Annotated in this window: 23 protein-coding genes; 20 read left to right on the top strand and 3 right to left on the bottom strand. The window is 73.7% G+C overall.

The window, feature by feature from the left end; genetic code table 11:
- Nucleotides 1-10: 10 nt before the first annotated feature.
- On the bottom strand, nt 11-1,081 hold the full coding sequence (locus EDD33_RS18170) for an NADH:flavin oxidoreductase/NADH oxidase (protein ID WP_123392451.1): 1,071 nt from the start codon (nt 1,079-1,081) through the stop codon (nt 11-13).
- A gap of 167 nt (nt 1,082-1,248) precedes the next feature.
- Between EDD33_RS18170 and EDD33_RS18165 the strand changes: the two genes are divergently transcribed.
- The 12 genes from EDD33_RS18165 to araA all read left to right on the top strand — a co-directional run bounded on the left by EDD33_RS18165 (nt 1,249) and on the right by araA (nt 15,051).
- On the top strand, nt 1,249-2,220 hold the full coding sequence (locus EDD33_RS18165; RefSeq protein ID WP_123392450.1) for an amidohydrolase family protein: 972 nt from the start codon (nt 1,249-1,251) through the stop codon (nt 2,218-2,220).
- Nucleotides 2,202-2,810 carry a cysteine dioxygenase gene (locus EDD33_RS18160; RefSeq protein WP_246003597.1) on the top strand — a complete coding sequence of 203 codons (609 nt, stop codon included), beginning with the start codon at nt 2,202-2,204 and terminating at the stop codon, nt 2,808-2,810. The genes EDD33_RS18165 and EDD33_RS18160 overlap by 19 nt, the downstream gene beginning before the upstream one ends.
- Before the next feature lie 27 nt (nt 2,811-2,837).
- Nucleotides 2,838-3,863 (top strand): LacI family DNA-binding transcriptional regulator, encoded by a 1,026-nt coding sequence (locus EDD33_RS18155; RefSeq protein ID WP_123392449.1) that lies wholly within the window; start codon nt 2,838-2,840, stop codon nt 3,861-3,863.
- A gap of 28 nt (nt 3,864-3,891) precedes the next feature.
- On the top strand, nt 3,892-4,944 hold the full coding sequence (locus EDD33_RS18150) for an aldose epimerase family protein (RefSeq protein ID WP_123392447.1): 1,053 nt from the start codon (nt 3,892-3,894) through the stop codon (nt 4,942-4,944).
- A 288-nt stretch (nt 4,945-5,232) separates the two neighbouring features.
- The gene (locus EDD33_RS18145; RefSeq protein ID WP_123392446.1) at nt 5,233-6,240 is read left to right on the top strand and encodes an ABC transporter substrate-binding protein; all 1,008 of its coding nucleotides are present in this window, start codon (nt 5,233-5,235) and stop codon (nt 6,238-6,240) included.
- A gap of 82 nt (nt 6,241-6,322) precedes the next feature.
- Nucleotides 6,323-7,948 carry a sugar ABC transporter ATP-binding protein gene (locus EDD33_RS18140; protein ID WP_211332594.1) on the top strand — a complete coding sequence of 542 codons (1,626 nt, stop codon included), beginning with the start codon at nt 6,323-6,325 and terminating at the stop codon, nt 7,946-7,948.
- A complete protein-coding gene (locus EDD33_RS18135; protein ID WP_123392445.1) occupies nt 7,941-9,011 on the top strand; it encodes an ABC transporter permease in 1,071 nt (356 codons plus the stop codon). Before EDD33_RS18140 ends, EDD33_RS18135 begins: the two co-directional genes overlap by 8 nt.
- A complete protein-coding gene (gene yjfF, locus EDD33_RS18130) occupies nt 9,008-10,018 on the top strand; it encodes a galactofuranose ABC transporter, permease protein YjfF (RefSeq protein WP_123392444.1) in 1,011 nt (336 codons plus the stop codon). Before EDD33_RS18135 ends, yjfF begins: the two co-directional genes overlap by 4 nt.
- Complete coding sequence (locus EDD33_RS18125) at nt 10,015-11,133, top strand: LacI family DNA-binding transcriptional regulator (protein WP_246003596.1); 1,119 nt, start codon at nt 10,015-10,017, stop codon at nt 11,131-11,133. The genes yjfF and EDD33_RS18125 overlap by 4 nt, the downstream gene beginning before the upstream one ends.
- A complete protein-coding gene (gene araB, locus EDD33_RS18120) occupies nt 11,130-12,836 on the top strand; it encodes a ribulokinase (protein WP_123392441.1) in 1,707 nt (568 codons plus the stop codon). The genes EDD33_RS18125 and araB overlap by 4 nt, the downstream gene beginning before the upstream one ends.
- Nucleotides 12,833-13,513, top strand: a complete 681-nt coding sequence (locus tag EDD33_RS18115; protein WP_123392440.1) for an L-ribulose-5-phosphate 4-epimerase — start codon at nt 12,833-12,835, stop codon at nt 13,511-13,513. The genes araB and EDD33_RS18115 overlap by 4 nt, the downstream gene beginning before the upstream one ends.
- A 38-nt stretch (nt 13,514-13,551) precedes the next feature.
- Complete coding sequence (gene araA / locus EDD33_RS18110) at nt 13,552-15,051, top strand: L-arabinose isomerase (protein ID WP_123392439.1); 1,500 nt, start codon at nt 13,552-13,554, stop codon at nt 15,049-15,051.
- Nucleotides 15,052-15,113: 62 nt separating this feature from the next.
- On the opposite strand, the gene EDD33_RS18105 is transcribed toward araA, so the two are convergent.
- Both EDD33_RS18105 and EDD33_RS18100 read right to left on the bottom strand, forming a co-directional pair.
- Complete coding sequence (locus EDD33_RS18105; protein ID WP_123392438.1) at nt 15,114-16,358, bottom strand: HNH endonuclease signature motif containing protein; 1,245 nt, start codon at nt 16,356-16,358, stop codon at nt 15,114-15,116.
- Between the two features lie 61 nt (nt 16,359-16,419).
- Complete coding sequence (locus tag EDD33_RS18100; RefSeq protein ID WP_123393657.1) at nt 16,420-16,857, bottom strand: VOC family protein; 438 nt, start codon at nt 16,855-16,857, stop codon at nt 16,420-16,422.
- A gap of 58 nt (nt 16,858-16,915) precedes the next feature.
- Here EDD33_RS18100 and EDD33_RS18095 point away from each other — a divergent pair, with 58 nt between their 5' ends.
- From EDD33_RS18095 to EDD33_RS18060, 8 genes are all read left to right on the top strand, one after another.
- The gene (locus EDD33_RS18095) at nt 16,916-17,212 is read left to right on the top strand and encodes a hypothetical protein (RefSeq protein ID WP_123392437.1); all 297 of its coding nucleotides are present in this window, start codon (nt 16,916-16,918) and stop codon (nt 17,210-17,212) included.
- A gap of 7 nt (nt 17,213-17,219) precedes the next feature.
- Complete coding sequence (locus tag EDD33_RS18090) at nt 17,220-18,911, top strand: coiled-coil domain-containing protein (protein ID WP_123392436.1); 1,692 nt, start codon at nt 17,220-17,222, stop codon at nt 18,909-18,911.
- Nucleotides 18,908-19,597: a hypothetical protein gene (locus EDD33_RS18085; protein WP_148077140.1), complete on the top strand. Its 690-nt coding sequence runs from the start codon at nt 18,908-18,910 to the stop codon at nt 19,595-19,597. The genes EDD33_RS18090 and EDD33_RS18085 overlap by 4 nt, the downstream gene beginning before the upstream one ends.
- A gap of 123 nt (nt 19,598-19,720) precedes the next feature.
- Nucleotides 19,721-20,713 carry an aldo/keto reductase gene (locus EDD33_RS18080; RefSeq protein ID WP_123392433.1) on the top strand — a complete coding sequence of 331 codons (993 nt, stop codon included), beginning with the start codon at nt 19,721-19,723 and terminating at the stop codon, nt 20,711-20,713.
- 77 nt (nt 20,714-20,790) lie between these two features.
- Nucleotides 20,791-21,363 (top strand): TetR/AcrR family transcriptional regulator, encoded by a 573-nt coding sequence (locus tag EDD33_RS18075; RefSeq protein WP_123392432.1) that lies wholly within the window; start codon nt 20,791-20,793, stop codon nt 21,361-21,363.
- Nucleotides 21,364-21,367: 4 nt separating this feature from the next.
- On the top strand, nt 21,368-22,870 hold the full coding sequence (locus EDD33_RS18070; RefSeq protein ID WP_123392431.1) for an MFS transporter: 1,503 nt from the start codon (nt 21,368-21,370) through the stop codon (nt 22,868-22,870).
- A 35-nt stretch (nt 22,871-22,905) separates the two neighbouring features.
- The gene (locus EDD33_RS18065) at nt 22,906-23,775 is read left to right on the top strand and encodes an AAA family ATPase (RefSeq protein WP_123392430.1); all 870 of its coding nucleotides are present in this window, start codon (nt 22,906-22,908) and stop codon (nt 23,773-23,775) included.
- Complete coding sequence (locus EDD33_RS18060; RefSeq protein ID WP_123392429.1) at nt 23,772-25,214, top strand: vWA domain-containing protein; 1,443 nt, start codon at nt 23,772-23,774, stop codon at nt 25,212-25,214. Before EDD33_RS18065 ends, EDD33_RS18060 begins: the two co-directional genes overlap by 4 nt.
- Nucleotides 25,215-25,232: the final 18 nt, after the last annotated feature.

The following is a 25,232-nucleotide window of genomic DNA, read 5'->3' as shown; positions in this document are numbered from 1 at the left end:
GGTCCGGCCCTCAGCGCCAGGTGCCCCGCGCGTGCTGGGGCGGCCAGGGCGCCTCGTCGGCCGGCACACCGAGCTCGTGGGCGGCCCGCAGTGGCCACGAGGGCTCGCGCAGCGCGGCCCGGGCGAGCAGCACGACGTCGGCCTCGCCGTTCGCCAGCACCTTCTCGGCCTGGGCGGGCTCGGTGATCAGGCCGACCGCGCCGGTCGGCACGCCCGCGGACCGGACTCCGACCGAGAGCGGCACCTGGTAGCCCGGCTCCACCGGGATCGACGCCGCGGCGTTGCCGCCCGAGGAGACGTCGACGAGGTCGACGCCGCGCTCGCGCAGCAGCCCGGCGAGCCGGGTGCTCTGCTCGAGGTCCCAGCCGCCGTCGAGCCAGTCGGTGGCCGAGATCCGCACCAGCAGCGGCATCCCGTCGGGGATCGCGGCCCGCACGGCCTCGGTGGTCTCGAGGAGCAGGCGGGTGCGGCCCTCGAAGTCGCCGCCCCACGCGTCGTCGCGCTGGTTGGACAGCGGGGAGAGGAACTCGTGGAACAGGTAGCCGTGGGCGGCGTGCAGCTCGACGGTGTCGAACCCGACGTCGACGGCCCGCTGCGCGGCGGTCACGAACGCCTCGACGACGTCGGCGATCTCCTGGGCGTCGAGCGCGGTCGGGGCGGCGTACCCCTCGAAGGGGACCGGCGACGGCCCGCGGCTGGTCCAGCCGCCCTCGGTCGGCGGGACCGTCCCCTCGGACCCGGCCCACGGGCGGTAGGTCGAGGCCTTGCGGCCGGCGTGCGCGAGCTGGACGCCGATGGCCGCGCCCTGGGTGTGCACGAAGTCGACGACGCGGCGCCAGGCCCGTGCCTGCTCGTCGTTCCACAGCCCGGCGTCCTCGGGGCTGATCCGGCCCTCGGGCACGACCGCGGCCGCCTCGGTCAGCAGCAGCCCGAAGCCGCCGCTGGCGCGGGCCCCCAGGTTGACGAGGTGCCAGTCGTCCGGGACGCCGTCGGTCGCGGAGTACTGGCACATCGGCGCCAGCCAGACGCGGTTGCGCACGGTCAGGTCGCGCAGCGTGATCGGCTCGAAGAGCGCAGGCACGGATCCTCCTGGAGGGTTGCGGGTCGTGGGACAGTCATCAGGCGTACGACGGACCACAACCGCCCGTGCGGAGCCACTGTTCCGCCGGGCCGGTGAGACGAGCCCCACCCGCGTCTCAAACAAGATAATGTCACTGCACTTACTACGTTTGGAAGGAGGTCAACGTCATGCCAGACCACACCACCGGTCCCACCGGAGCGGTCGACGTCCACCAGCACCTGTGGACCGACGAGCTCGTCGACCGGCTGCGCGCGCGCAGCCGGGCCCCCTACCTGCGGGGCTGGACCCTGCACCTCGAGGGGGAGCCGCCCTTCGAGGTGGACCCCACCCACCACGACGTCGCGACGCGCGTCGCGACCGACACCGACGCGGGGGTGGTCACGGCCTGCGTCGGCCTCTCCTCCCCGCTCGGCATCGAGCGCCTCGGCGGACCCGCCGCCCGGCCGCTGCTCGACGCCTGGCACCGCGGTGCCCGTGACCTCCCCGGGCACTTCCGGGCCTGGGCCTCGGTGCCGGCGCTCGACGACGGCGAGGCCGACGTGGCGGCGCTCTCCGGCCTCCTCGCCGAGGAGCGGTTCGTCGGGCTGCAGCTGCCGGCGAGCGACCTGGCGACGCCGTACGGCTGGGAGGCGCACGCGCCGCTGCTCCGCGCCGCCGAGCTCGCCGACGCGCCGGTGCTCGTGCACCCCGGCCCCGAGCCGCGCCACGTGCTGCCGGGCCGGCTGCCCGACTGGTGGGCTCCGGTCGTCGGCTACACCGCCCAGCTCCAGGCGGCCTACTGGGCCTGGCACGCCGCTTCCGGCCGGGCGCTGTTCCCGACCCTGCGGGTCGTGTTCGTGGCGGGCGCCGGGCTGGCGCCGCTGCTGACCGAGCGGCACCTGCTGCGCGGTGGCCAGCGCGAGGCGCTCGACCCGCTGCTGCACGCCGAGACCTCGGGCCTGGGCGTCCGGGCGCTGGAGTCCGTCGTCCGGGTGCTGGGTGTCGACGCCCTGGTGCTCGGCAGCGACCGGCCCTACGGCGAGCCGGTCGCGGCGCTGCTCGGTGACGCCGCCACGCACGCCGTCCGGGTGACCAACCCGCGGCGCCTGCTCGGCCTGCCCGTGGCCGGGGGTGAGCGGTCGTGGCCGGCGGCGAGCTGAGCACCGAGGCGCGCGACCTCGGACCCGAGCGCGTCACCGGGGTCCCCGCCGAGCGGGCCGCGCCGCTGGCGTCCTACGACGACGACCTGCGGGTCGCCGACCTGCCCGACCGCGACCTGACCGAGGGCGAGCTCGAGGCCCTGGCCGCGAGCATCGCCCAGCAGCCCGGGCTGTGGCGCCACCTGGTGGCGTTCGGCGGCGACGAGCCGGGGGAGCGAGAGCGGGTCTACGCCTCGCTGCACCGCGACGCCCACGTCGACGTCTGGCTGCTGTGCTGGACGCCCGAGAACGACACCGGGTGGCACGACCACGACGTGTCCTCGGGCGCCGTCGCGGTCGTCGAGGGCGAGCTGGTCGAGAACAACCTGACCCTGCTGCACGGCGCGCGGGAGACGCGCGTCGGGGAGGGGTCGGTGTTCTCGTTCGGGCCCGACCACATCCACCGGCTCAACGGCGCGGTGCACGGGTCGGTGAGCGTGCACGCCTACAGCCCGCCGCTGTGGCGGATGGGCCAGTACGCCGTCAACGACGCCGGCGTGCTGCGCCGGGTGTCGCTGTCCTACGCCGACGAGCTGAGACCGCTCGACTAGGGGCCTGGTGCCCCTACGATCACCGGCATGACCCCCCGTGCCGCCGGCGGCCAGCGCCCGCCCTCGATGGCCGACGTGGCGGCCCTGGCCGGGGTGTCGCACCAGACCGTCTCGCGGGTGCTCAACGACCACGCCGTGGTGCGCCCGGAGACCCGCGAGCGGGTGCAGGTGGCGATGCGGCAGCTCGGCTACCGGCGCAACGCCGCGGCGCGGGCCCTGGCCACCAACCGCTCCGGCCTGATCGGGCTGGTCGCGGCCCACCTCGGGCTGCACGGGCCGGGGATGATCTCGGTGGCGGTGCAGGACGCGGCCCACGACGCGGGGTACGCCGTGGCCCAGGTCGGGCTGGCCGAGCTCGACGAGGGGTCCTTGCGGCGCGACGTCGACCGGCTGCTCGACCAGGCGGTGGAGGCGGTGGTGGTCGCGGTGGCCCAGCGCGCGGCGCTCGAGACCGTCGCGGCGCTCGACCTGCCGGTGCCGGTCGTGCTCGTGCAGGGCGTGGTCCCGGGCCAGCCGATGGCAGCCGGCATCGACCAGGGCACCGGCGGTCGGCTGGCCACGGGCCACCTGCTCGACGTGGTGGGCGGGCGCGGCCGGGTGGCGCACGTCGCCGGCCCCGAGGACTGGGTCGAGGCGCAGATGCGGCGCGAGGGCTGGCACGCCGAGCTCGAGGCGCGCGGCGTCGCGCCCGGTCCGCTGCTCGAGGGCGACTGGTCGGCGCGCAGCGGCTACGAGGCCGGCCTCCGGCTCGCCGCCGACCGCGACGTCGCGGGGGTCTTCGTCGGCAACGACGCGATGGCCCTCGGGCTGCTCCGCGCGCTGCACGAGCAGGGGCGACGGGTGCCCGACGACGTGGCCGTCGTGGGGTTCGACGACGCGCCGGAGTCGGCGTACGCCTGGCCGCCGCTGTCCACCGTGCGCCAGGACTTCGCGGCGCTGGGCCGTCGGGCCGTCGACCTCGCGGTGCGGACCCTCGACGGCGAGGTCGGCGCGACCGTGCCGCTCGTGCCGCCCGAGCTGGTGGTGCGCACCTCGAGCACCCCGACGGGCTGAGGCCGCCGCCCGCGGCTAGCGTGCGCGCATGCCCGACTCGCGCGCGTTCCCCTTCGGCAGCTCGCCCCGTGGCGAGGTGACCCGCCTCGTTCTCGGCAGCGCCCCCGGCCCGGTGCTCGAGCTGCTCGACCTCGGGGCCACGGTGCACCGGCTGTGGGTGACCGGCGGTGACGGCGTACGACGCGACGTGGTGCTGAGCCACCCCGACCCCGCGTCGCTGCTGGCCTCGACGTCCTACCTCGGCGGCACCATCGGCCGCTACGCCAACCGGGTCGCCGACGGCCGGTTCGAGGTCGACGGCCAGGAGGTGCAGGTGGGCACCAACGACCGCGGCCACACGCTGCACGGCGGCCCCGAGGGCTTCGACGTCCGGCTCTGGGACGTCGAGGAGCAGGGCGAGGACCACGCGGTGCTGACGCTGGTCAGCCCCGACGGCGACCAGGGCTTCCCCGGCGAGCTGCAGGTGCGTGCGCGGTTCACCGTGACCGCCGACGCCGTCGAGCTCGAGCTCAGCGCCACCACCGACGCGCCGACACCGGTCTGCCTGACCAGCCACGCCTACCTCAACCTCGAGGGGGAGGGCTCTGGCACGATCGACGGCCAGTGGCTGGCGGTCGCCGCGGCGGCGTACGTCGAGATCGACGGCACCGGCATCCCGGTGCCCGGCCCGCCGGCCCCCGTCGAGGGCACGCCCTTCGACCTCCGGGAGCCACGCCGGCTGGGGCCCGTCGTACGGCTCGACCACGCGCAGCTGCGCGACGCCGGCGGCATCGACCACAACTACGTCCTCGACCCGGACGAGGGGGTGCGTCCCGTGGCGTGGCTGACCTCGCCGGCCACCCGCACCCGGCTGGTGCTGTCCTCGGACCAGCCCGGCCTGCAGGTCTACACCGGCAACGGCCTCGACGGCTCCGAGCCCTCCTCGGCCGGCGGCTGGCACCGCCAGGGCGACGGCCTCGCCCTCGAGCCGCAGGTCTTCCCCGACACCCCCCGCCGCCCCGACTTCGGCGACGCCACCCTCCGCCCCGGCGAGACCTACCGCTCCACCCTCCGCTGGGCGTTCGAGTCGCTGGGGGAGTGAGCGGCGGGCCCTGCTGATCACCCGGACGTCCGGGTGATCAGGCACCTGTCCGCTGTCGTAACGGCTGACAGGTCCCCAGGACGGCGGACCGGTCACGCCGTACGACGCCCGGCCGCCCGGTTTGCCCCACTCTGCTTGTGAGCGCTCACAATTGAATCCGCAACGGTCGACACGCAGGTCACAAAGTTGTGTGGAGGTGCTTGACGCGCGGTGATGTTAACGCTCACACTCGGCGCAGTGACGTCAGTCACAGGAGCGACCTGGCTCCGAGACCGAGAGGACCTAGCAGTGCTGAAGAAGAGCTTGGTCGCCACCTGTGCGATCACCCTGGGCGCCGTCACGCTCACCGCCTGCGGCAGCTCCGAGTCGGGGGGCAGCGGCTCCAGCGGCTCCGGCGGCTCCGACGGCGGGCTGACGATGGGCTTCGCCCAGGTCGGCGCCGAGAGCGGCTGGCGCACCGCCAACACCAAGTCGATCCAGGACACCGCGAAGTCCGAGGGCGTCGACCTGAAGTTCTCCGACGCCCAGCAGAAGCAGGAGAACCAGATCAAGGCGATCCGCTCCTACATCCAGCAGAAGGTCGACGTCATCGCCTTCAGCCCGGTGGTGGAGACCGGGTGGGACACGGTGTTGCTCGAGGCCAAGCGCGCCAAGATCCCCGTGATCCTCACCGACCGCTCGGTCGACTCCAAGGACGACTCCCTCTACGAGACCTTCCTCGGCTCCGACTTCGTCCAGGAGGGCGAGAAGGCCGGCGACTGGCTGGTCGAGAACGCCGACGAGTCCGACGTCGACGGCGACGGCAGCATCAAGGTCGTCGAGCTCGAGGGCACCACCGGCGCCGCGCCGGCGATCGACCGCAAGGAGGGCTTCGGCTCCAAGATCGCCGCGGACGACTCGATCGAGGTGGTCGCCTCGCAGACCGGTGACTTCACCCGCGACGGCGGCAAGAAGGTCATGGAGACCTTCCTGAAGTCCGAGAAGGGCATCGACGTCGTCTACGCCCACAACGACGACATGGGCCTGGGTGCCATCGAGGCCATCAAGGCCGCCGGCATGAAGCCCGGCACCGACGTCAAGATCATCACCGTCGATGCGGTCAAGGACGGCATGACGGCCCTGTCGAAGGGCGAGATCAACTTCATCGTCGAGTGCAACCCGCTGCTCGGCCCCCAGCTGATGGACCTCGCCAAGAAGGTCGTCGACGGCGAGGAGGTCCCCAAGCGCGTCGTCACCGAGGAGACCACCTTCGACCAGGAGCAGGCCGCCGAGGTCCTCGACCAGCGCCAGTACTGATCACCACCGGCCGGGACCCGGCTCCCCAGGGAGCCGGGTCCCGCGCCCGACGCGCCAGGAAGACCCGGACGGACGGAACCCGATGAGCCAGACCCAGACCCCTGCCGCCGTGGGCAGCGGCACCCCCGCCCCCACGCGCGAGGTCGCGCCGACAGCGGACCGACCCGCCGCCGCGCCCGTGGTCGAGATGCAGGGCATCAGCATCGCCTTCGGCGGCGTGCCCGCCCTCGACGACGTCGCGCTGCGCCTCTACCCCGGCGAGGTCCACGCCCTGATGGGCGAGAACGGCGCCGGCAAGTCGACGCTCATCAAGGCCCTGACCGGGGTGTACGCCGTGGACGCCGGCACCATCGTCGTCGACGGCCGCGAGGAGTCGTTCACCTCGCCGGCAGCCTCCCAGGCCGCGGGGATCAGCACCGTCTACCAAGAGGTCAACCTCTGCACCAACCTCACCGTCGCCGAGAACATGCTCCTCGGCCGCGAGCCGCGCCGCCTCGGGGGCATCCACACCAGGGCGATGAACCGCCGCGCCCGCGCCACGCTCGACCGGCTCGGCCTCGACATCGACCCGGCCTCGGTGCTCGGGCGCCACCCCATCGCGGTGCAGCAGCTGGTCGCCATCGCCCGGGCCGTCGACGTCGAGGCCAAGGTGCTGATCCTCGACGAGCCCACCTCCAGCCTGGACGCCGACGAGGTGGCGCGGCTGTTCACGGTGATGCGCACGCTGCGCGACCAGGGCACCGCGATCGTCTTCGTCTCCCACTTCCTCGACCAGATCTTCGAGATCAGCGACCGGCTCACGGTGCTGCGCAACGGCCGCCTCGTCGGCGAGCGGATGGTCGCCGAGACCAGCCAGCTCGAGCTGGTGAAGCTGATGCTGGGCCGCGAGCTGGCCACGCTGGAGGAGCTCGACCGCGAGGTCGCCGCGACCGACCTCGTCGACCGCAGCGCCACCCCCGTCCTGAAGGTGCTGGGCCTGGGCCGCAAGGGCTCGCTGCAGGCCACCGACCTCGCGGTCTACGAGGGCGAGGTGGTCGGCGTCGCCGGCCTGCTCGGCTCGGGCCGCACCGAGCTGGCCCGCCTGCTCTTCGGTGCCGACACCGCCGACACCGGCGAGATCGAGGTGCACGGGAAGACGCGCCGCTTCCGCTCGCCACGGCACGCCATCGACCGCCGGCTCGCGTTCAGCAGCGAGAACCGCCGCGCCGAGGGCGTGATCGAGGACCTCTCGGTCGCCGACAACATGCTGCTGGCGATGCAGGCCTCCCGCGGCTGGCTGCGACCCATCCCGGCCGCGCAGCGCCACGCCCTGGTCACGAAGTACGTCGAGGCGCTCGACATCCGACCCGCGAACCCCGACGCCACGATGCGCAACCTCTCGGGCGGCAACCAGCAGAAGGTGCTGCTCGCCCGCTGGCTGCTCACCGAGCCCGAGCTGCTCGTCCTCGACGAGCCCACCCGCGGCATCGACGTGGGTGCCAAGGCGCAGATCCAGCAGCTCGTCGCCGACCTCGCCCGCCGCGGCATGGCCGTGGTCTTCATCTCCGCCGAGCTCGAGGAGGTGCTGCGCCTCTCCGACCGTCTCGTGGTGATGCGCGAGCGCCGCAAGATCGACGAGCGGCTCAACGACGACGTCTCCGTCAGCGACGTGCTCGAGCTGATCGCCGGCCAGGAGCGCCCGACCCCCGAGGAGGCCCCCCGTGGCTGAGACCCCCGCCCGGACCGCCGACCGCGGGGGCCGCCTGGCGCTGCTCCGGCGCAACCCGCTGCTGTGGCCCGTCGTCGCGCTGGTCGCCCTGCTCGCGATCAACGTCGTCGCCAACCCCGGCTTCCTCTCGCTGCGGATGCAGGACGGCCACCTCTACGGCAACCTCGTCGACATCGCCCGCAACGGCGCCCCGGTGCTGCTCGTCGCCCTCGGCATGACGCTGGTCATCGCCACCCGCGGCATCGACCTCTCAGTCGGCGCCGTCGCCGCGATCTCCGGCGCGGTCGCCTGCGTCTACATCGCCGGCGCCCCCGACGGCGGCAGCGTCGGCACCGCGATCGTGGCCTGCTCGCTGGCCCTGGCCACCTGCGTCGCGCTGGGCCTGTGGAACGGCTTCCTCGTCTCGGTGCTGGGCATCCAGCCGATCATCGCCACGCTGGTGCTGATGACCGCCGGCCGCGGACTGGCGATGCTCGTCACCGACGGCCAGATCACCACCGTCAACAACAGCACCTTCGCGGGCCTGGGCGTCGGCTTCGTCGCGACGCTGCCGATCGCGATCCTGGTCGCGCTGGGCGTCTTCGCGCTCACCGCGCTGGTGGTGCGGCGTACGGCGCTCGGCATGCTGATCGAGGCGGTCGGCATCAACCCCGAGGCCAGCCGGCTCGCCGGGGTCCGCGCCCGCACCATCATCTGGACGGTCTACGTCTTCGCCGCGCTGTGCGCCGGCCTGGCCGGGTTGATGATCGCCGGCAACACCAGCGCCGCCGACGCCAACAACGCCGGCCTGTGGATCGAGCTGGACGCGATCCTCGCCGTCGTCATCGGCGGCACCTCGCTCGCGGGCGGTCGGTTCTCGCTGGCCGGCACGCTCGTCGGCGCGCTGTTCATCCAGACCCTCGCCACCACGATCCCCAACCTCGGGATCCCGGCGCAGACCAACTACCTGTTCAAGGCCGTCGTGGTGATCCTCGTCTGCCTGCTGCAGTCGCCCCGCGTGCGCCACGCCCTGCGCGTACGCCGCCGCACCCTCCCGATGACCGCGAAGGCAGGTGTGGCATGAGCGCCGCGACCACCACCACGACCGGACCCACCGCCTGGGAGCGCCTGCGCGGCTGGTCGCCGCCCTCGCAGTACCTCCCCGTGATCGCCACCGCGGTCGTCTTCGTCAGCCTCTTCGGCGTCGGCGGGGTCCGCTACGAGGGCTTCGCGACGCCCGAGGTGGCTCTCAACCTGCTGGTCGACAACGCCTTCCTGATCGTGCTCGCGGTCGGGATGACCTTCGTCATCCTCACCGGCGGCATCGACCTGTCGGTCGGCTCGGTCGTGGCGCTCTCGACGATGATCGCGGCCCGCACCCTCGAGGCCGGCTGGGCGCCCGGCCTGGCCGTCGCCGCCGTGCTGCTCACCGGCACCGTGCTCGGGCTGCTGATGGGCCTGGTCATCCACTACTTCGACATCCAGCCCTTCATCGCGACGCTCGCGGGGATGTTCCTGGCCCGCGGCCTGTGCTACCTCATCGGCGTCGAGTCGATCCCGATCCGCGACGAGACCTTCTTCTCCGTCGCCGCCGCGTCGGTGCCGCTCCCGGGCGGCTACAGCACCACGCCCACCGCGCTGGTGGCGCTCGGCACCGTCGTCGTCGCCGCCTGGGTGCTGCACCGCACCCGGTTCGGCCGCACCGTCTACGCCATCGGCGGCAGCCAGTCCTCGGCGCTGCTGATGGGCCTGCGGGTCGCCTCCACCAAGGTCGGCGTCTACGCCATCAGCGGCTTCTGCGCCTCGCTCGCCGGGCTGCTGTTCTCGCTCTACATGCTCTCGGGCTACAGCCTGCACGCCGTCGGCATGGAGCTGGACGCCATCGCCGCGGTGGTCATCGGCGGCACCCTGCTCACCGGCGGCCGCGGCCTCGTGCTCGGCTCGCTGCTGGGGGTGCTCGTGCTCGGCACCATCCAGACCTTCATCTCCTTCGACGGCACGTTGAGCTCCTGGTGGACCAAGATCACCATCGGCGTGCTGCTGCTCCTCTTCGTCGTCGTCCAGCGCCTCATCACCAGGCGCCAGCCGTGACCGGCACCGTCCCGGCCCCCGGACCGGGGGCGGCCCCCCCGCGCCCGGAGGCGGGGCGGTCGCCCGTGATGGCCGACGTCGCCCGGCTCGCCGGCGTCTCGCTGCAGACCGTGTCCCGGGTGGTCAACGGCGCCCCCCACCTGCGCCCCGCCACCCGCGCCCGCGTCGAGGAGGCGATCCGGCAGCTCGGCTACCGGCCCAACGTCGCCGCCCGGGCGCTGGTCACCCGCCGCTCGGCCACCCTCGGGGTGATCGGCACCAAGAGCGAGTTCTGGGGCCCCGCGGCCATCCACCGCTCGGTGCAGACCGCGGCCCGCGAGGCGGGCTACTTCGTCAGCGCCATCGACCTGCCCGAGGTGACCCGCCGCGACGTCACCGAGGCGGTCGAGCACCTGCGCGACCAGCGGGTCGAGGGCATCGTGCTGATCGCCGCCAACGACGAGGCGCTCGAGGCCGTCCGGGCCCAGGAGACCGGCGGGCTGCCGGTGGTGGTCGTCGAGGGCGACCTCTCCCGGGCCCGCCTCACCGCCGGCGTCGACAACCACCTCGGCGCCGTGCTCGCCACCGAGCACCTGCTGGCGCTGGGCCACACCCGGATCCAGCACGTCGCCGGCCCCGCCGAGTGGACCGAGGCCCGCGAGCGGCTCGCCGGCTGGCGCACCGCCCTCCAGGTCGGCGGGCTGCGTCCGCCCGAGCCGCTGGTCGGCGACTGGAGCGCGGGCAGCGGCCACGCGGCCGGCGTACGCCTCGCGGCGATGCGTGACGTCACCGCTGTCTTCGTCGCCAACGACCACATGGCGATCGGGCTGCTCCGTGCGCTGCACGAGGCCGGCGTGCGCGTGCCCGAGGACGTCAGCGTCGTCGGCTTCGACGACCTGCCCGAGTCGGCGTACCTCATCCCCCCGCTCACCACCGTCCACCAGGACTTCCCCGCCATCGGTCGCCGGGCCATCGAGGTGCTGCAGCGCGCCGTCGAGGACGACCGCGTGCCCGGCAGCCACCAGCTCAGCGACCGGGTCGGCAAGCTGCTCCGCCCCTCGCTCGTCGTGCGCGCGTCCACCTGCGCGCCCCGCTCCGCCCCGCGCACCCCCACCCCCGTCGAGAGGACCGCATGAGCACCGCACCGCACGAGGACACCTACGTCGTGGGCGTCGACTACGGCACCCTGTCGGGCCGGGCCCTGGTCGTGCGGGTCGGCGACGGCGCCGAGCTCGGCAGCGCCGTCACGGCGTACCCCCACGCGGTGCTCGAGGAGACGCTGCCCTCGGGCCGGCCGCTCCCCCCCGACTGGGCGCTGCAGGTGCCCGAGGACTACCGGCACGTTCTGCGGACCGCCGTCCCGGCCGCGCTGGCCGAGGCCGGCGTCGACCCGGCCCGGGTCGTGGGCATCGCCACCGACTTCACCGCCTGCACGATGGTCCCGACGCTGGCCGACGGCACCCCGCTCTCGGAGGTGCCCGGCCTCGAGGACCGGCCCCACGCCTACGTCAAGCTGTGGAAGCACCACGCCGCCCAGCCCCAGGCCGACCGGATCAACCGGCTCGCCGAGGAGCGCGGCGAGGCGTGGCTGCCCCGCTACGGCGGCCTGATCTCCTCGGAGTGGGAGTTCGCCAAGGGCCTGCAGCTGTTCGAGGAGGACCCCGAGCTCTACGACCGCACCGAGCACTGGGTGGAGGCGGCCGACTGGATCGTCTGGCAGCTGTGCGGCCGCTACGTCCGCAACGCGTGCACCGCGGGCTACAAGGGGATCTACCAGGACGGGGAGTACCCCTCGCCCGCCTTCCTCGGCGCCCTCGCCCCCGGCTTCGAGTCGTTCGTGACCGACAAGGTCGAGCACCCGATCGGCGAGCTGGGCAGGCGCGCCGGCGGCCTCACCGCCGAGGCGGCCGCCTGGACCGGGCTGCCCGAGGGCATCGCGGTCGCGGTCGGCAACGTCGACGCCCACGTCACCGCCCCCGCCGCCCAGGCCACCGAGCCCGGCCAGATGGTCGCGATCATGGGCACCTCGACGTGCCACGTGATGAACGCCGACGTGCTCCGCGAGGTGCCCGGTATGTGCGGCGTGGTCGACGGCGGCATCGTCGCCGGCCGCTACGGCTACGAGGCCGGTCAGAGCGGCGTCGGCGACATCTTCGGGTGGTTCGTCGAGACCAGCGTCCCGGCGTCGTACGCCGAGCGGGCGCGTGCGGCGGGGGAGACGCTCCACGAGCTGCTGACCCGCCTGGCCGCCGCGCAGCAGGTCGGCGAGCACGGGCTGGTGGCGCTGGACTGGCACAGCGGCAACCGCTCGGTGCTGGTCGACCACGAGCTCTCCGGCCTGGTCGTCGGGCTGACGCTGGGCACCCGGCCCGAGGACGTCTACCGCGCCCTGCTCGAGGCCACCGCCTTCGGCACCCGCGTGATCGTGGAGACCTTCCGCGACGCCGGCGTGCCCGTGGAGGAGTTCGTCGTCGCCGGCGGGCTGGCCAGGAACCACCTCCTGATGCAGGTCTACGCCGACGTGCTGCGGCTCCCGCTGTCGGTCATCGGCTCGGCGCAGGGCCCGGCCCTCGGGTCGGCCATCCACGCCGCCGTCGCCGCCGGCGCCTACCCCGACGTCACCGCGGCCGCGGCCCGGATGGGCCGGGTGCACCGCAACGCCTTCGTGCCCGACGAGGCCGCCGCGCAGCGCTACGACCGGCTGTTTGCGGAGTACGTCGCCCTGCACGACCACCTCGGCCGCGACTCCGGCACCATGCGTCGGCTGCGCGCCCTGCGCCGCGAGGCGCGCACCGTCGACCTGCGGGCGACCGACCAGCTGGAAGGGGCTCACGCGTGACCGCCGTGTCCGACGTCCGCACCACGATCGGCGCCCTGCGCCGCGAGGTGTGCGGGCTGCACGCCGAGCTGACGCGCTACCAGCTGGTGGTGTGGACGGCCGGCAACGTCTCCGCCCGGGTGCCCGGCCAGGACCTGCTCGTCATCAAGCCCAGCGGCGTGTCCTACGACGACCTGACGCCCGAGAACATGGTGGTCTGCGACCTCGAGGGCCGTGTCGTCGACGGCGAGCACGCGCCCTCCTCCGACACCGAGGCGCAGGCCTACGTCTACCGCCACCTGCCGCACGTCGGCGGCGTGGTCCACACCCACTCGACGTACGCCACCGCCTGGGCCGCCCGCGCCGAGCCGGTGCCGTGCGTGCTGACCATGGGCGCCGACGAGTTCGGCGGCGAGATCCCAGTCGGCCCGTTCGCGGTCATCGGCGACGACTCCATCGGCCGCGGCATCGTCGAGACGCTCCGCGACAGCCGCTCGCCGGCGGTGCTGATGCAGAACCACGGCGTGTTCTCGATCGGCAAGGACGCCCGCTCCGCGGTCAAGGCGGCCGTGATGTGCGAGGACGTCGCCCGCACCGTCCACGTCGCCCGCCAGCTCGGCCAGCCCGTGCCGATCCCGCAGGACCGGGTCGACCAGCTCTTCGACCGCTACCAGAACGTCTACGGCCAGCCCGGCTGAGCACCTCCCCACCCCCATCTCGAGAACGAGGCCCCCGCATGACCCGTCCGACCCCCCAGATCTGGTTCCTCACCGGGAGCCAGGCGCTCTACGGTCCGGAGACGCTCGACCAGGTCGCCAGCCAGTCGCAGCAGATCGCCGGTCGGCTCGCCGCCGACGGACTGCCCGCCGAGGTGGTCTGGAAGCCGGTGCTGCTCGACGCCGTCGCCATCCACCGCCAGATGCTGGACGCCAACGCCTCCGACGACTGCGTCGGCGTCGTGGTGTGGATGCACACCTTCTCCCCGGCCAAGATGTGGATCGCCGGGCTCGACGCCCTGGCCAAGCCGCTGCTGCACCTGCACACCCAGGCCGGCGTCGCGCTGCCGTGGTCCACCATCGACATGGACTTCATGAACCTCAACCAGGCCGCGCACGGCGACCGCGAGTTCGGCTACATGCAGTCGCGCCTCGGCGTCCCGCGCAAGACCGTGGCCGGCCACGTCGAGTCGCCGTCGGTGCGCCACCGGATCGAGTGCTGGGTGCGCGCCGCCCTGGGCCGCCAGGAGCTGCGCGGGCTGCGGCTCGCGCGCTTCGGCGACAACATGCGCGACGTGGCCGTCACCGAGGGCGACAAGGTCGAGGCCCAGCACCGCTTCGGCGTCTCGGTCAACACCTACGGCGTCACCGAGCTGGTCGAGGTGGTCGACGCCGTCTCCGACGACGAGGTCGACAAGCTCGTCGTGGAGTACGCCGACACCTACCGCATCGCCCCCGATCTGCTCGCGGGCGGCGACCGCCACGAGTCGCTGCGCTACGGCGCCCGCATCGAGCTGGGCCTGCGGGCTTTCCTGACCGACGGCGGCTTCGGCGCGTTCACCACCAACTTCGAGGACCTCGGCGGGCTCCGGCAGCTGCCGGGCCTCGCGGTGCAGCGGCTGATGGCCGACGGCTACGGCTTCGGCGGCGAGGGCGACTGGAAGACCTCGGTGCTGCTGCGCGGCGCCAAGACGATGGCCGCGGGCCTGCCCGGCGGCACGTCCTTCATGGAGGACTACACCTACCACCTGGTCGAGGGCGAGCAGAAGATCCTCGGCGCGCACATGCTCGAGGTCTGCCCGTCGCTGACCGCCGACACCGCCTCGCTCGAGATCCACCCGCTGTCCATCGGCGGTCGCGAGGACCCCGTGCGGCTGCGCTTCACCGCCGACCCGGGCCCCGGCGTGGTCGTGGGCATCTCGGACCTCGGCGACCGCTTCCGGCTGACCCTCAACGAGATCGACGTGGTCGAGCCCGACGAGGCGCTGCCCCACCTGCCCGTGGCCTGCGCGGTCTGGGAGCCCCACCCCTCGCTCGCCACCTCGGCCGAGTCGTGGCTCACGGCCGGCGGACCGCACCACACCGTGCTCTCCACCGCCCTGGACACCGAGATCCTCGACGACTTCGCCGAGATGACCCGCACCGAGCTGGTCGTCATCGACGAGCACACCACGACACGGTCCTTCCGTGACGGGCTGCGCTGGAACGCGGCGTACCACCGGCTCGCCCGGGGGCTGTGAACCCCGGGCACGCGCAGCCGGACGGCCCGGCTCCGGGCAGGCCGGGGCGCCACCGACGCGACTCACCTCCGGTCCACCCTGGTCAGCTCCACCGACCCGTCGGGTCGCCAGGAGTGGCGGAAGCGGTGGTCGTGGACCCGTCGGTGGTGCCAGTGGCACAACGGCACCGCGTCGGCCAGGTCGGTGTGGCCGCCGGCTGACCACGCGGTGCGGTGGTGCAGCTCGCACCAGGCGGTGGGCCGGTCGCACCCGTCGGCCGCGCAGTGCTGGTGGGTGGCGGCGACGGCGGTGCGCTGGGTGTCGTTGAACAACCGCGACGAGCGGCCGAGGTCGAGGACCCGGGAGGCGCCGCCGAGGGTCCTGCCCCACACCGCGGGCAGCAGGTGGCTGGTGCAGGCCAGCCGCCGGGCCTCCCCGGCCGAGATCGGCTGGTCGGTGTCGAGGCCGGCGGCGCGCAGCGCCCCGCGGAGCAGCGTGACGTCCATCGTCACCACGACCTGGGCGCTGGTGGTGCCGGTGAGGTGGTCCGTCGGCAGGTGCTCCAGCAGCGCGGCGAGCGCGACGCCGCGGGCGTGCTCGGGGCTGGTGTGCTCGGTCCCGCGCACCCGCCGTGGTGCCGCCAGGGCCTCGACGGCCTTCTTCAGCATCGCCGCCTGCAGGTGCGGGAGCGTGAAGCGGCCGGTGACCGTGCCGTCGCCGTTGTCGTGGAAGGTCAGCGAGGTCGCGGCGTAGGCCCGGTCCTCCTGGGCCACCACCTGGGCGTCCTCCTCGGCGTCGACCACCTGCTCGTCGCTCTCGGCCTCGGCGAGCACCCGGCGGGCGTGGCGCCGCAGCTGGTCGGGGGAGTAGCGCCGGGCATCTGCCACCAGGCGCCGCTCGCAGGTCCCTCGCTCGTCCGCGGTGAGCCGACCGGGGAGCGCGGCCATGGCGGCGGTGATGACGCTCGCGTGGGCAGCGGACACGTCACCGGACTCCAGGGGCAGGGACGTCGCACCCGCCGGGGCGGCGCCCAGCTCGACGGCGAGCCGGGTCTCGCGGGCGGCGTCCACCGCCGACGTCCGCGACTCCCGGGCCGCCCAGGCGGCGGTCGTGGGCAGCCCGCGGGCAGCAGCGGTCTGCTGGGCCTCGGCCGCGCCGAGGACCTTGAGCCGCACCGCTGCCAATCGGCGCTGGACGCGCTCCACCTCGCGCAGCGCTGCCGTCGGGTCTCCGGGTGAGGCGGCGGCGGCCAGGACCCGGTCGACACAGTCGTCCAGCCGCGCCAGCTCGACGAGCAGCGGCTCGTCGAGGGCGAGGGACGAGGTCATGCAGGTATGTTATTCGAACACGTGTGCGAAGACCAGGATCGGTCCCAGGATGTGGATCACCTCAGCCGATGCGTTCGGCGAGGGACACGGCGACCCCCTCCGGCCCACGCACGTAGGCCATCAGCCACACGTCCTCGTGCTGCCCGACGCCGCCCACCAGTCCGTAGCCGTCGTCCGCGAGGCGCGCGAGGGTGCCGTGCAGGTCCTCGACCTCGAAGCAGACGTTGCGCAACCCGGTGCGGGTCGCCATCGCCGCTGGGTCGTCGGGCTGGTGGCCGGGCCGCTCGAACGTCGAGAGCTCCAGCGCCGTGCCGCCACCGGGTGGGCGCAGCATCGCGATCTCGGTGCGCGCGTCCGGGATGCCGATGACGGTGTCGAGGAACTCGCCCTCCACCGACATCCGTGCCTCGAGCTCCAGACCCAGGCCGGTGAAGAACGCGATCGCGCGGTCGAGGTCGGCGACGGTGACGCCGACGTGGTCGAACCGGATGGTGGTCATGGTCGCCATGATGCCCCGACGGGGTGACCTGGGGCGATGCGTCTGAGACCCTTCTGACATGTCGGACATCTACGTGCCGCCAGGGCGGCTCCGCGCCTTCGCCGGGGAGTGCCGCGAAGCCGCCGACGCGTTGGGCCGGATCGACGGCGGATCGATCGGCCGCGGCGTACGGGGTGACCTGCCGTCCACGCGCACCGCCGAGGCCGTGTCGAGCGCCGGTCCCGACGTCGAGGGCGCGATGGAGGTGCTGGCGCAGCGGTTGCGGGAGATGGCCGACGTCGCGGATGGCACCCAGGACGACTACGAGGCCACCGAGGACGACGTCGTCACCGGCTTCGGGGCGATGAGCCGGTGAGCCCGCGATGACCCACACCCTGTCGTCCGTACGCCGCTGGCGCCCTGCCGGTCTCACGGCCGCCGCCGACGCCGTGGGCGAGCGCACCGAGGAGCTCAGCGTCCAGCTGCGCCGTCACGAGCGGAGCCTGGAGGAGCTGGTCGCCGAGTGGGAGGGCCGGGCCGCGCGGGCGGCGGAGAGCCGGGTGCGCACCGAGCTGGCCTTCGGGCGCCGGCTGCGGGCCCGCCTCGAGGACGTCGAGCAGGCGATCCGCGACGGCGTACCCCGGTTGCAGTCGGCCCGCAGCACGCTCCTGGCCAAGGTCGACGCCGCGGTGGCCGACGGGTTCGCGGTCGCCGACGACTGGATGGTGACCGACTCCCGCACCGTGCCCGCGGACGAGGTCGACGCCCGCCAGGCCGAGCTCGACGCCCACGTCGAGGCCATCAGCGACGCGCTGAGCACGCTGTCGACCGAGGACGCGCAGGTGGCGCACGCGATCGACTCCGCCCTCGACGAGCTGCGCGCGACGAGCGCCGACGTCGACGCCGGGCTGGAGTACTCCCCGCCCACGACCACCAACGGGATGAGCCAGCAGCAGGTGACCGCCCTGCTGGCGTCGGCCGACTTCCAGCGGTGGATGGCGGCCCACCCCGACGCGGCCAAGGGCCTCCTCGACCAGGCCGTGGACTCCGGGACGCTGTCGGCCCAGAGCCAGGCCTACCGCGACTTCCTGGGGAAGTACTGGGAGGACGAGGCGCTGGAGGCGGCCGGCATCGACGGCGGCGCCTGGGACCCCTCGGCGGGCGCCTCGGCCAACAGCGGCACGATCACCTCGGTCTACGACTACTACGGCCAGCTGTTCCTGGACCACCCGGAGCTCCAGTGGGCCGGGATGGCCAACCTGATCGGCCCCAGCTTCGCGGCCGGCTTCTACGACCTCGACATGATCCGCGACGTCGCCCAGGGCGTGGACGGGGCGCTGCCCTCGATCCCCAACGCGCCCGGCGACTGGGACGACGACGCCCGCGAGATGCTCGAGACGCTGCGCGACCTGCCGGACTCCGAGGTGCAGTTCTACGAGCAGACGCTGCTGTCGATGCAGAAGGAGATCTTCCTCGACCAGGCCTCGATGCACGAGGCCTACCTGCTCGGCGGCACCGACGAGACCGACCGGATGCAGGCCGCGGGCCTGATGGACGGGCGCACCGGCACCGCCTGGCACGACATCGCCAGCGACGACCCGACACGCGTGCAGCAGGGCAACGAGGCGCTGCTGCAGCGCGAGCAGTTCGACATCATCGCCGACGACTACGACACCATGCGCGACCGTCCCGGCACGGGTGAGGCGATGACCTGGATGACCACCCTCGTGGGGGCTCCGTCCATCCCGGGCGCGCAGGGGTACGCCGACGTCTTCCCCGCGGTGATCGACCTCGAGACCCCCGGTCAGGTCGGGCCGATCCCGCTGCCGCAGGCCGACCTCGGCGACGTGGTCACCCCGCTGCCCGACGGCAACATCGCCGACCGCTACGACCGGTGGGACCTCATCACCCAGGACACGCTTCCGGCCTACCAGGAGCTGCTCGCCGAGGACCCCGACCGGCTGCGCGAGCTGGTCGGAAGCGACTTCGACGGCCGTGTCGACGACTACCGCCTGATCGGTCGTACGCCAGGCATCCTCTCCGACCTCGCCACCGACTGGCAGTACCGCCGATGAGCCCCCACCCCGCCCGGGGCCGGCGCCGCGTCGTGGCCGCCGGCCTGGTCCTGGCCGTGGCCGCCGCCCTGGGCGCCTGCTCGACCAGCGAGGACACCGACCCCGACCGCAGAGACGAGGCCACCGTGAGCAACTCCCCGCTCGACCGCGAGGGCGTGCAGCAGATCGAGGAGTCGGGCAGCGCCCGCTTCGACCTCCGCGACCTCACGCTGACGAGGTCCGACGTCGGCCTGCCCGAGAACCGGATGGGCCCGATCGTCGGACGCCCCGGCGGCCGGGAGATCGACCTGGTGCTGCGCGCCCCGGAGGGTGAGGAGCGCATCGGGACCTCGACCTTCTCCGCCACCTTCTTCAGCAGCGCCGACACCGCGGACGCGGTCACGTGGTTCGAGTCCTACGACACCGAGGAGGAGGGCCTGGCCGCCCTCGACGAGGCGGTCGAGCGCTGGGGGCTGCCGCGCGAGGCGGTCGCCACCTGGCGCGAGGCCCTCACCGGTACCGGCGAGCAGGAGGTCAGCCTCACGCCGGGCGTCTCGCCCAGCGGCTTCGTCACCCAGGTGACCGCGCGCGGCGAGCAGGGCGCCGGGCAGACCCACCAGTGGATGGTGCTGCTCGACCCGCGCTACTACGAGCCCGAGGCGCTGGAGCGGATCCGCGAGACCGGGAAGCTGCCTGCGGGTCGCTGAGCGGCGGCGCCCGTCCAGGACCGGCACCCGCGCGTCGACGCGGGCGCCAGGTCCCGCTGCGACCCCTGCGTCCTGTAGGAACGTCGGGGACGCCGGCACCGGCGCCGGGACGAGGAGGACGACGTGGAGAAGCGCACGCTGGGACGCACCGGACGAGAGGTGTCGGTCGTCGGGCTCGGCACCTGGCAGCTCGGCGCCGACTGGGGCGAGGTCAGCGAGGCCGACGCCCGCGAGGTCCTCGAGGCCTCGGCGGCGGCGGGCGTGACGTTCTACGACACCGCCGACGTCTACGGCGACGGCCGCAGCGAGAAGGTCGTCGGCCGCTTCCTGGCCGACCACGCCGGCGAGGGCTTCACCGTCGCCACCAAGATGGGCCGCCGGGTCGACCAGCTGCCGGAGAACTACACGCCCGCCCACTTCCGCGCCTGGATCGACCGGTCGCGCAGCAACCTCGGCGTCGACACCCTCGACCTCGTCCAGCTGCACTGCCCGCCGAGCGCCACGATCGAGGACGACGCGACGTACGACGCCCTGGACGCGCTGGTCGAGGACGGCGCCGTCGCGGCGTACGGCGTGAGCGTGGAGACCGTCGACCAGGCGCTCGCCGCCATCGCGCGTCCCCACGTCGCGAGCATCCAGATCATCCTCAACGCGCTGCGGCTCAAGCCGCTGGAGCGGGTGCTGCCCGCCGCGCAGGAGGCCGGCGTCGGGATCATCGCCCGGGTGCCGCTGGCGTCCGGCCTGCTGTCGGGGAAGTACGACGCGAGCACCACCTTCGCCGCCAACGACCACCGCAGCTACAACCGCGACGGCAGTGCGTTCGACGTCGGCGAGACCTTCTCCGGCGTGCCGTACGACGTGGGCCTGGCCGCCGCCGCCGACTTCGGCGCGCTCGTCCGCGACCTGCCCGGCGAGGTCACCTCGGCCCAGGCCGCGATCGCCTGGATCTGGCAGCAGCCCGGTGTCAGCAGCGTCATCCCCGGCGCCCGCAACAGCGACCAGGCCCGCTCCAACGCGGCCGCCGGCGACGTCGCGCCGCTGGGCGAGACCTTCCTGGCCGGGGTCCGCGACCTCTACGACGCCCGGGTGCGCGAGCTGGTGCACGACCGCTGGTGAGCGGGGCGCCCCGCCTGTTTTGAGACACCTGTGTCTCGTGTGAGACAGTTGTGTCTCACACGAGACGGAGGTGCCGCATGTCGACGCGCGAGGAGATCCTGGGTGCCGCCCAACGGCGGCTGAACCTCGACCCGACCAGCTCGATGGCCGACATCGCGGCCGCAGCCGGGATCGGGCGGGCCACGCTGCACCGGCACTTCTCCGGCCGCGAGGACCTGCTGACCGAGATCGGTGCGCGCTCGCTCGACCGGTGGGAGGAGCGGCTCGACGCCGCCCGGGTCGGTGACGTGTGCTCGAGCGACGACGCGGACCGGCTGCGCGCGACCCTCGTGACGCTGCTCGGGCAGTACCTCGAGGATTCCGACGACTTCGGCTTCGCCCTCACCGACCAGTTCGTGCTGGCCGAGCCCACCCTGACCGCGCGGGGCGAGGCGCTCGCCGAGCGCGAGATCGAGCTCTTCGCCGCGGCCCAGGCGGCCGGGGTGCTGCGCGACGACGTCAGCCCGCGCTGGATCTCCCAGGCCTGCTACGGCCTCCTCGTGGCCGCCCGTGACGCCCTGCGGGCGGGCGACGTCCCGCGACGCGACCTCGACACCGTGGTCGCGTCCTTCTTCCTCCACGGAGCCGCCGCTCCGGGAAAGCCGCTCTGAGGTCATGACCGCCACACCCCTCTCCCCGTCCGCCCCCGCTGCCGCGTCCACGCCCGGCCACCCCCGCCGCTGGGCCGGCCTGGCGGTGCTCGCCGCCAGCCTGCTGGTGGTCGTGATGGACATGACCGTCCTCAACGTCGCCCTGCCCGCGCTGGCGGCCGAGACCGGCGCCAGCGCGCTGCAGCAGCTGTGGATCGTCGACGCCTACCCGCTCGTGCTCGCCGGCCTGCTCGTGCCGGTCACCGCGCTGGCCGACCGGATCGGCCGCAAGCGGATGCTGCTGACCGGCTTCGCGATCTTCGCCGTCGCCTCGACCGTGGTGCTCTGGGTCGACACCGCCGGGACCGTGATCGCGCTGCGCGTCGCGCTCGGCCTGGGCGGCGCGATGATCATGCCCTCGACGCTGTCGCTGATCCGCACCCTGTTCACCGACCCGCAGGAACGCGCCTACGCCCTCGGTCTCTGGGCCGCGATGGCCTCCCTCGGCGCGGCCGTGGGTCCCGTGGTCGGCGGCGCCCTGCTCGAGGTCTGGAGCTGGCACGCGGCGTTCCTCGTCAACGTGCCGCTCATGGTGGTCGCCATCGCGGCCGGGCTGTGGCTGCTGCCGGAGAGCCGTTCGAGCCGCCCCGGTCGCATCGACCTCCCCGGCGTCGTGCTGACCGTCGGCGGCATGGTGGCGCTGGTCTACGGCGTCAAGGAGCTCGGCAAGGTCGGCCTCGGCCCGGTCTCCGTCGGGGGCGTCCTGCTCGGGGCCCTGCTCCTCGCGGTGTTCGTACGCCGCAGCCTGCACCAGACCGACCCGATGCTGGCCGTCTCGCTGTTCCGGCTGCCGCTCTTCCGCGCCGGCGTGGTGGCCGCGCTCGCCAGCAGCATCACCATGATGGCGCTGCTCTTCGTCGGCTCGCAGTGGCTCCAGCTGGTCCAGGGGTGGGGGCCGCTGCTCGCCGGTGTCGCCCTGCTGCCGCTGGCCGTGAGCGGCCTGGTCGCCTCGCCGCTGGCCCCCGCGATCGCCTCCCGCTTCGGTGCCCGTCGCGCCGTGGTGCTCGGCCTGCTGCTGCTCGCCGCCGGTCCGCTGGTGCTGTTCCTCACGCCGCGTCCGATGCCCTACCTGTGGGTGGCGGTGGCGCTGACGCTGGTCGGCCTCGGCACCGGGGCCCTGGCCCTGGCCTCGGCGCTGATCGTCGGCAGCGCCCCGCAGCACCAGGTCGGCTCGGCGGCCGCGGTCGAGGAGATCTGCTACGAGCTCGGCGCGGTGCTGAGCATCAGCGTGCTCGGCGGCCTGACGGCGGCGCTCTACCGCGGCGGCCTGCCCGCCTCGGCGTCCGCCGACGCCCGGGAGTCGCTGGCGCTCGCGCTCGACACCCCGGTCGCGGCGGCCGCCCAGGCGGCGTACACCGACGCCTTCGGCTGGGTCGGCCTGGCCGGCGCCCTGCTGATGCTGGTCGCCGCGTGGCTGGTGCACCGGCTGCTCCCCGCCGACCTGGACCTCGCCGAGCTCGAGCACTGAGCGCGGGCCGCTGCGCCGGCTGGCACCATGACCGGGTGACCTCCCCGTGGTTCGAGTCCCCCGCCGACGCCGAGAAGCGGCTGGGGGCGGTGGGCTACCTCGCCGACACCGCCACGGCCACCACCACCTACCTCGCCGGCGCGCTCGAGAAGCCGTTGCTCGTCGAGGGCCCGGCGGGCGTCGGCAAGACCGAGCTGGCCAAGGCGGTGGCCCGGGCGACGGGTGCCGGGCTGGTGCGGCTGCAGTGCTACGAGGGCCTCGACGAGGCGCGGGCGCTCTACGAGTGGAACTACAAGAAGCAGCTGCTGCGCATCCAGGCCGCCGGTGACCAGGCCTGGGACGAGACCCACGACGACATCTTCACCGACGAGTTCCTGCTGACCCGCCCGTTGCTCACCGCCATCCGGCGCGAGGAGCCGACGGTGCTGCTGATCGACGAGGTCGACAAGACCGACGTCGAGGTGGAGGGGCTGCTGCTCGAGATCCTCAGCGACTTCCAGGTCACGATCCCCGAGCTCGGCACCGTCGAGGCCGTACGCCGCCCGCTGGTCGTGCTGACCTCCAACGCCACCCGCGAGCTGTCCGAGGCGATCAAGCGTCGGTGCCTGTTCCTGCACATCGACTACCCCGACAGCGAGCGCGAGCGCGAGATCGTCCTCTCCCAGGTGCCCGAGGTCGAGGACGAGCTGGCCGGCCAGCTCGTCGAGGTCGTCTCGCGCCTGCGCGCACTCGACCTGCGCAAGTCGCCGTCGATCGCCGAGAGCGTCGACTGGGCCCGCACCCTGGTCGCGCTCGGCACCGGCACCCTCGACGAGGCCGCGATCGCGCAGACCCTCGGCGTCGTGCTCAAGCACCACTCCGACCACGAGCGGGCGCTCAAGGAGCTCAAGCTCCGGACACGATGACCCTCCTCGACCGCCACCTCGCCTTCCTCCGGGCACTGCGCGACGCCGGCCTCCCGGTGGCGCTGTCCGAGGGGCTGGACGCCGTGCGCGCCATCGAGGCGCTCGGCCTGCACGAGCGCGAGACGCTGCGGGCGGCGTACTCCGCGACGCTCCTCACCCGCCAGTCCCACCGCCCCTCCTTCGACCAGGTCTTCGACCTCTACTGGCCGGCGTTGGTGGGGGACGGCTCCGACCCCACGTCGGGGTACTCCGAGACGTTTGGCACCCCTGAGGGGGGTCAGGAGGGTGCCGAACGTCTCGGACTACCCGACGACGGGCCCGCTGACCCCACCCCCCTCGACGACGGTCCCCAGGCCCTGGCCGACTTCCGGGAGGCGCTGGCGACCGCGATGGCGCTGGGCGACCCCGACGCGCTGGCGGTGCTGGCCCGGGAGGGGGTGCAGCGGTTCGGCCGGATCCGGGGCCGCGGACCGGGGGAGCAGCGCTGGTCGGCGTACAACGTGAGCAACCGGGTCTCTCCCGGCGAGCTCGTGGCCCGGGCCCTCGCCGCGCTCGGGATGAGCAACCCCGACGAGGACCTGTCGCTGCGCCGGCTCGTCGAGGCGCAGGCGCGGGCGTTCGAGGACCTCGTCGAGACCGACGTACGCCGCCGCGCGGCCGAGGTGCGCGGGCCTCAGCACGTCGCCCGCCACACCGTGCGCCAGGCGGTGGAGCAGATCGACTTCGGCTCGGCCCGTCGCGCCGACCTCGAGCTGATGCGCCGCGAGATCCAGCCGCTGGCCCGACGGCTGGCGACCCGGCTCAACCGCGAGCAGCACCAGCGCCACCGCGGCCCGCTCGACTTCCGCCGCACGGTGCGGGCCTCGATGAGCAGCGGCGGGGTGCCCCTGGAGACGCACCACCGTCCCCGCCGGCCGGGGCGCCCCGACCTCGTCGTGCTGTGCGACGTCAGCGGCTCGGTGGCCGGGTTCGCGGGGTTCACGCTGATGCTGGTCTTCGCGCTGCGCGAGCAGTTCAACCGCGTCCGCGCGTTCACCTTCGTCGACGAGGTCCACGAGGTGACCGACCGGTTCGTCCCCGGCGCCGATCCCGCGACGGTGCTGGCCGACCTCGCGGCGAGCGCGCGCCACGCGAGCCTGTGGGGCCGCACCAGCTACGGCCGGGCGTTCACCCGCTTCGCCGAGCAGCACCCAGACGCCCTCGGGCCGCGCACCAACCTGCTCGTCCTGGGCGACGCGCGGTCCAACCACGGTGACCTCGCGCTGCCGGTCTTCCGCGACCTGGTGCACGCCGCGCGGCACACCTGGTGGCTCAACCCCGAGCACGTCCGCAACTGGGACACGGGCGACTCCGCGGCGAGCGAGTACGGCCGGATCGCCGCCATGGTCGAGTGCCGCAACCTCACCCAGCTCGGGGAGTTCGTGCACGACCTGGCGTGAGTCTCGAAACCTCGGCCC

Origin of the sequence: Nocardioides aurantiacus, from assembly GCF_003752505.1 — a bacterium.
Taxonomy (GTDB): domain Bacteria; phylum Actinomycetota; class Actinomycetes; order Propionibacteriales; family Nocardioidaceae; genus Marmoricola; species Marmoricola aurantiacus.
The sequence above is the reverse complement of the archived record's forward strand: the minus strand, read 5'-3'. Positions and strand labels throughout refer to the sequence as shown.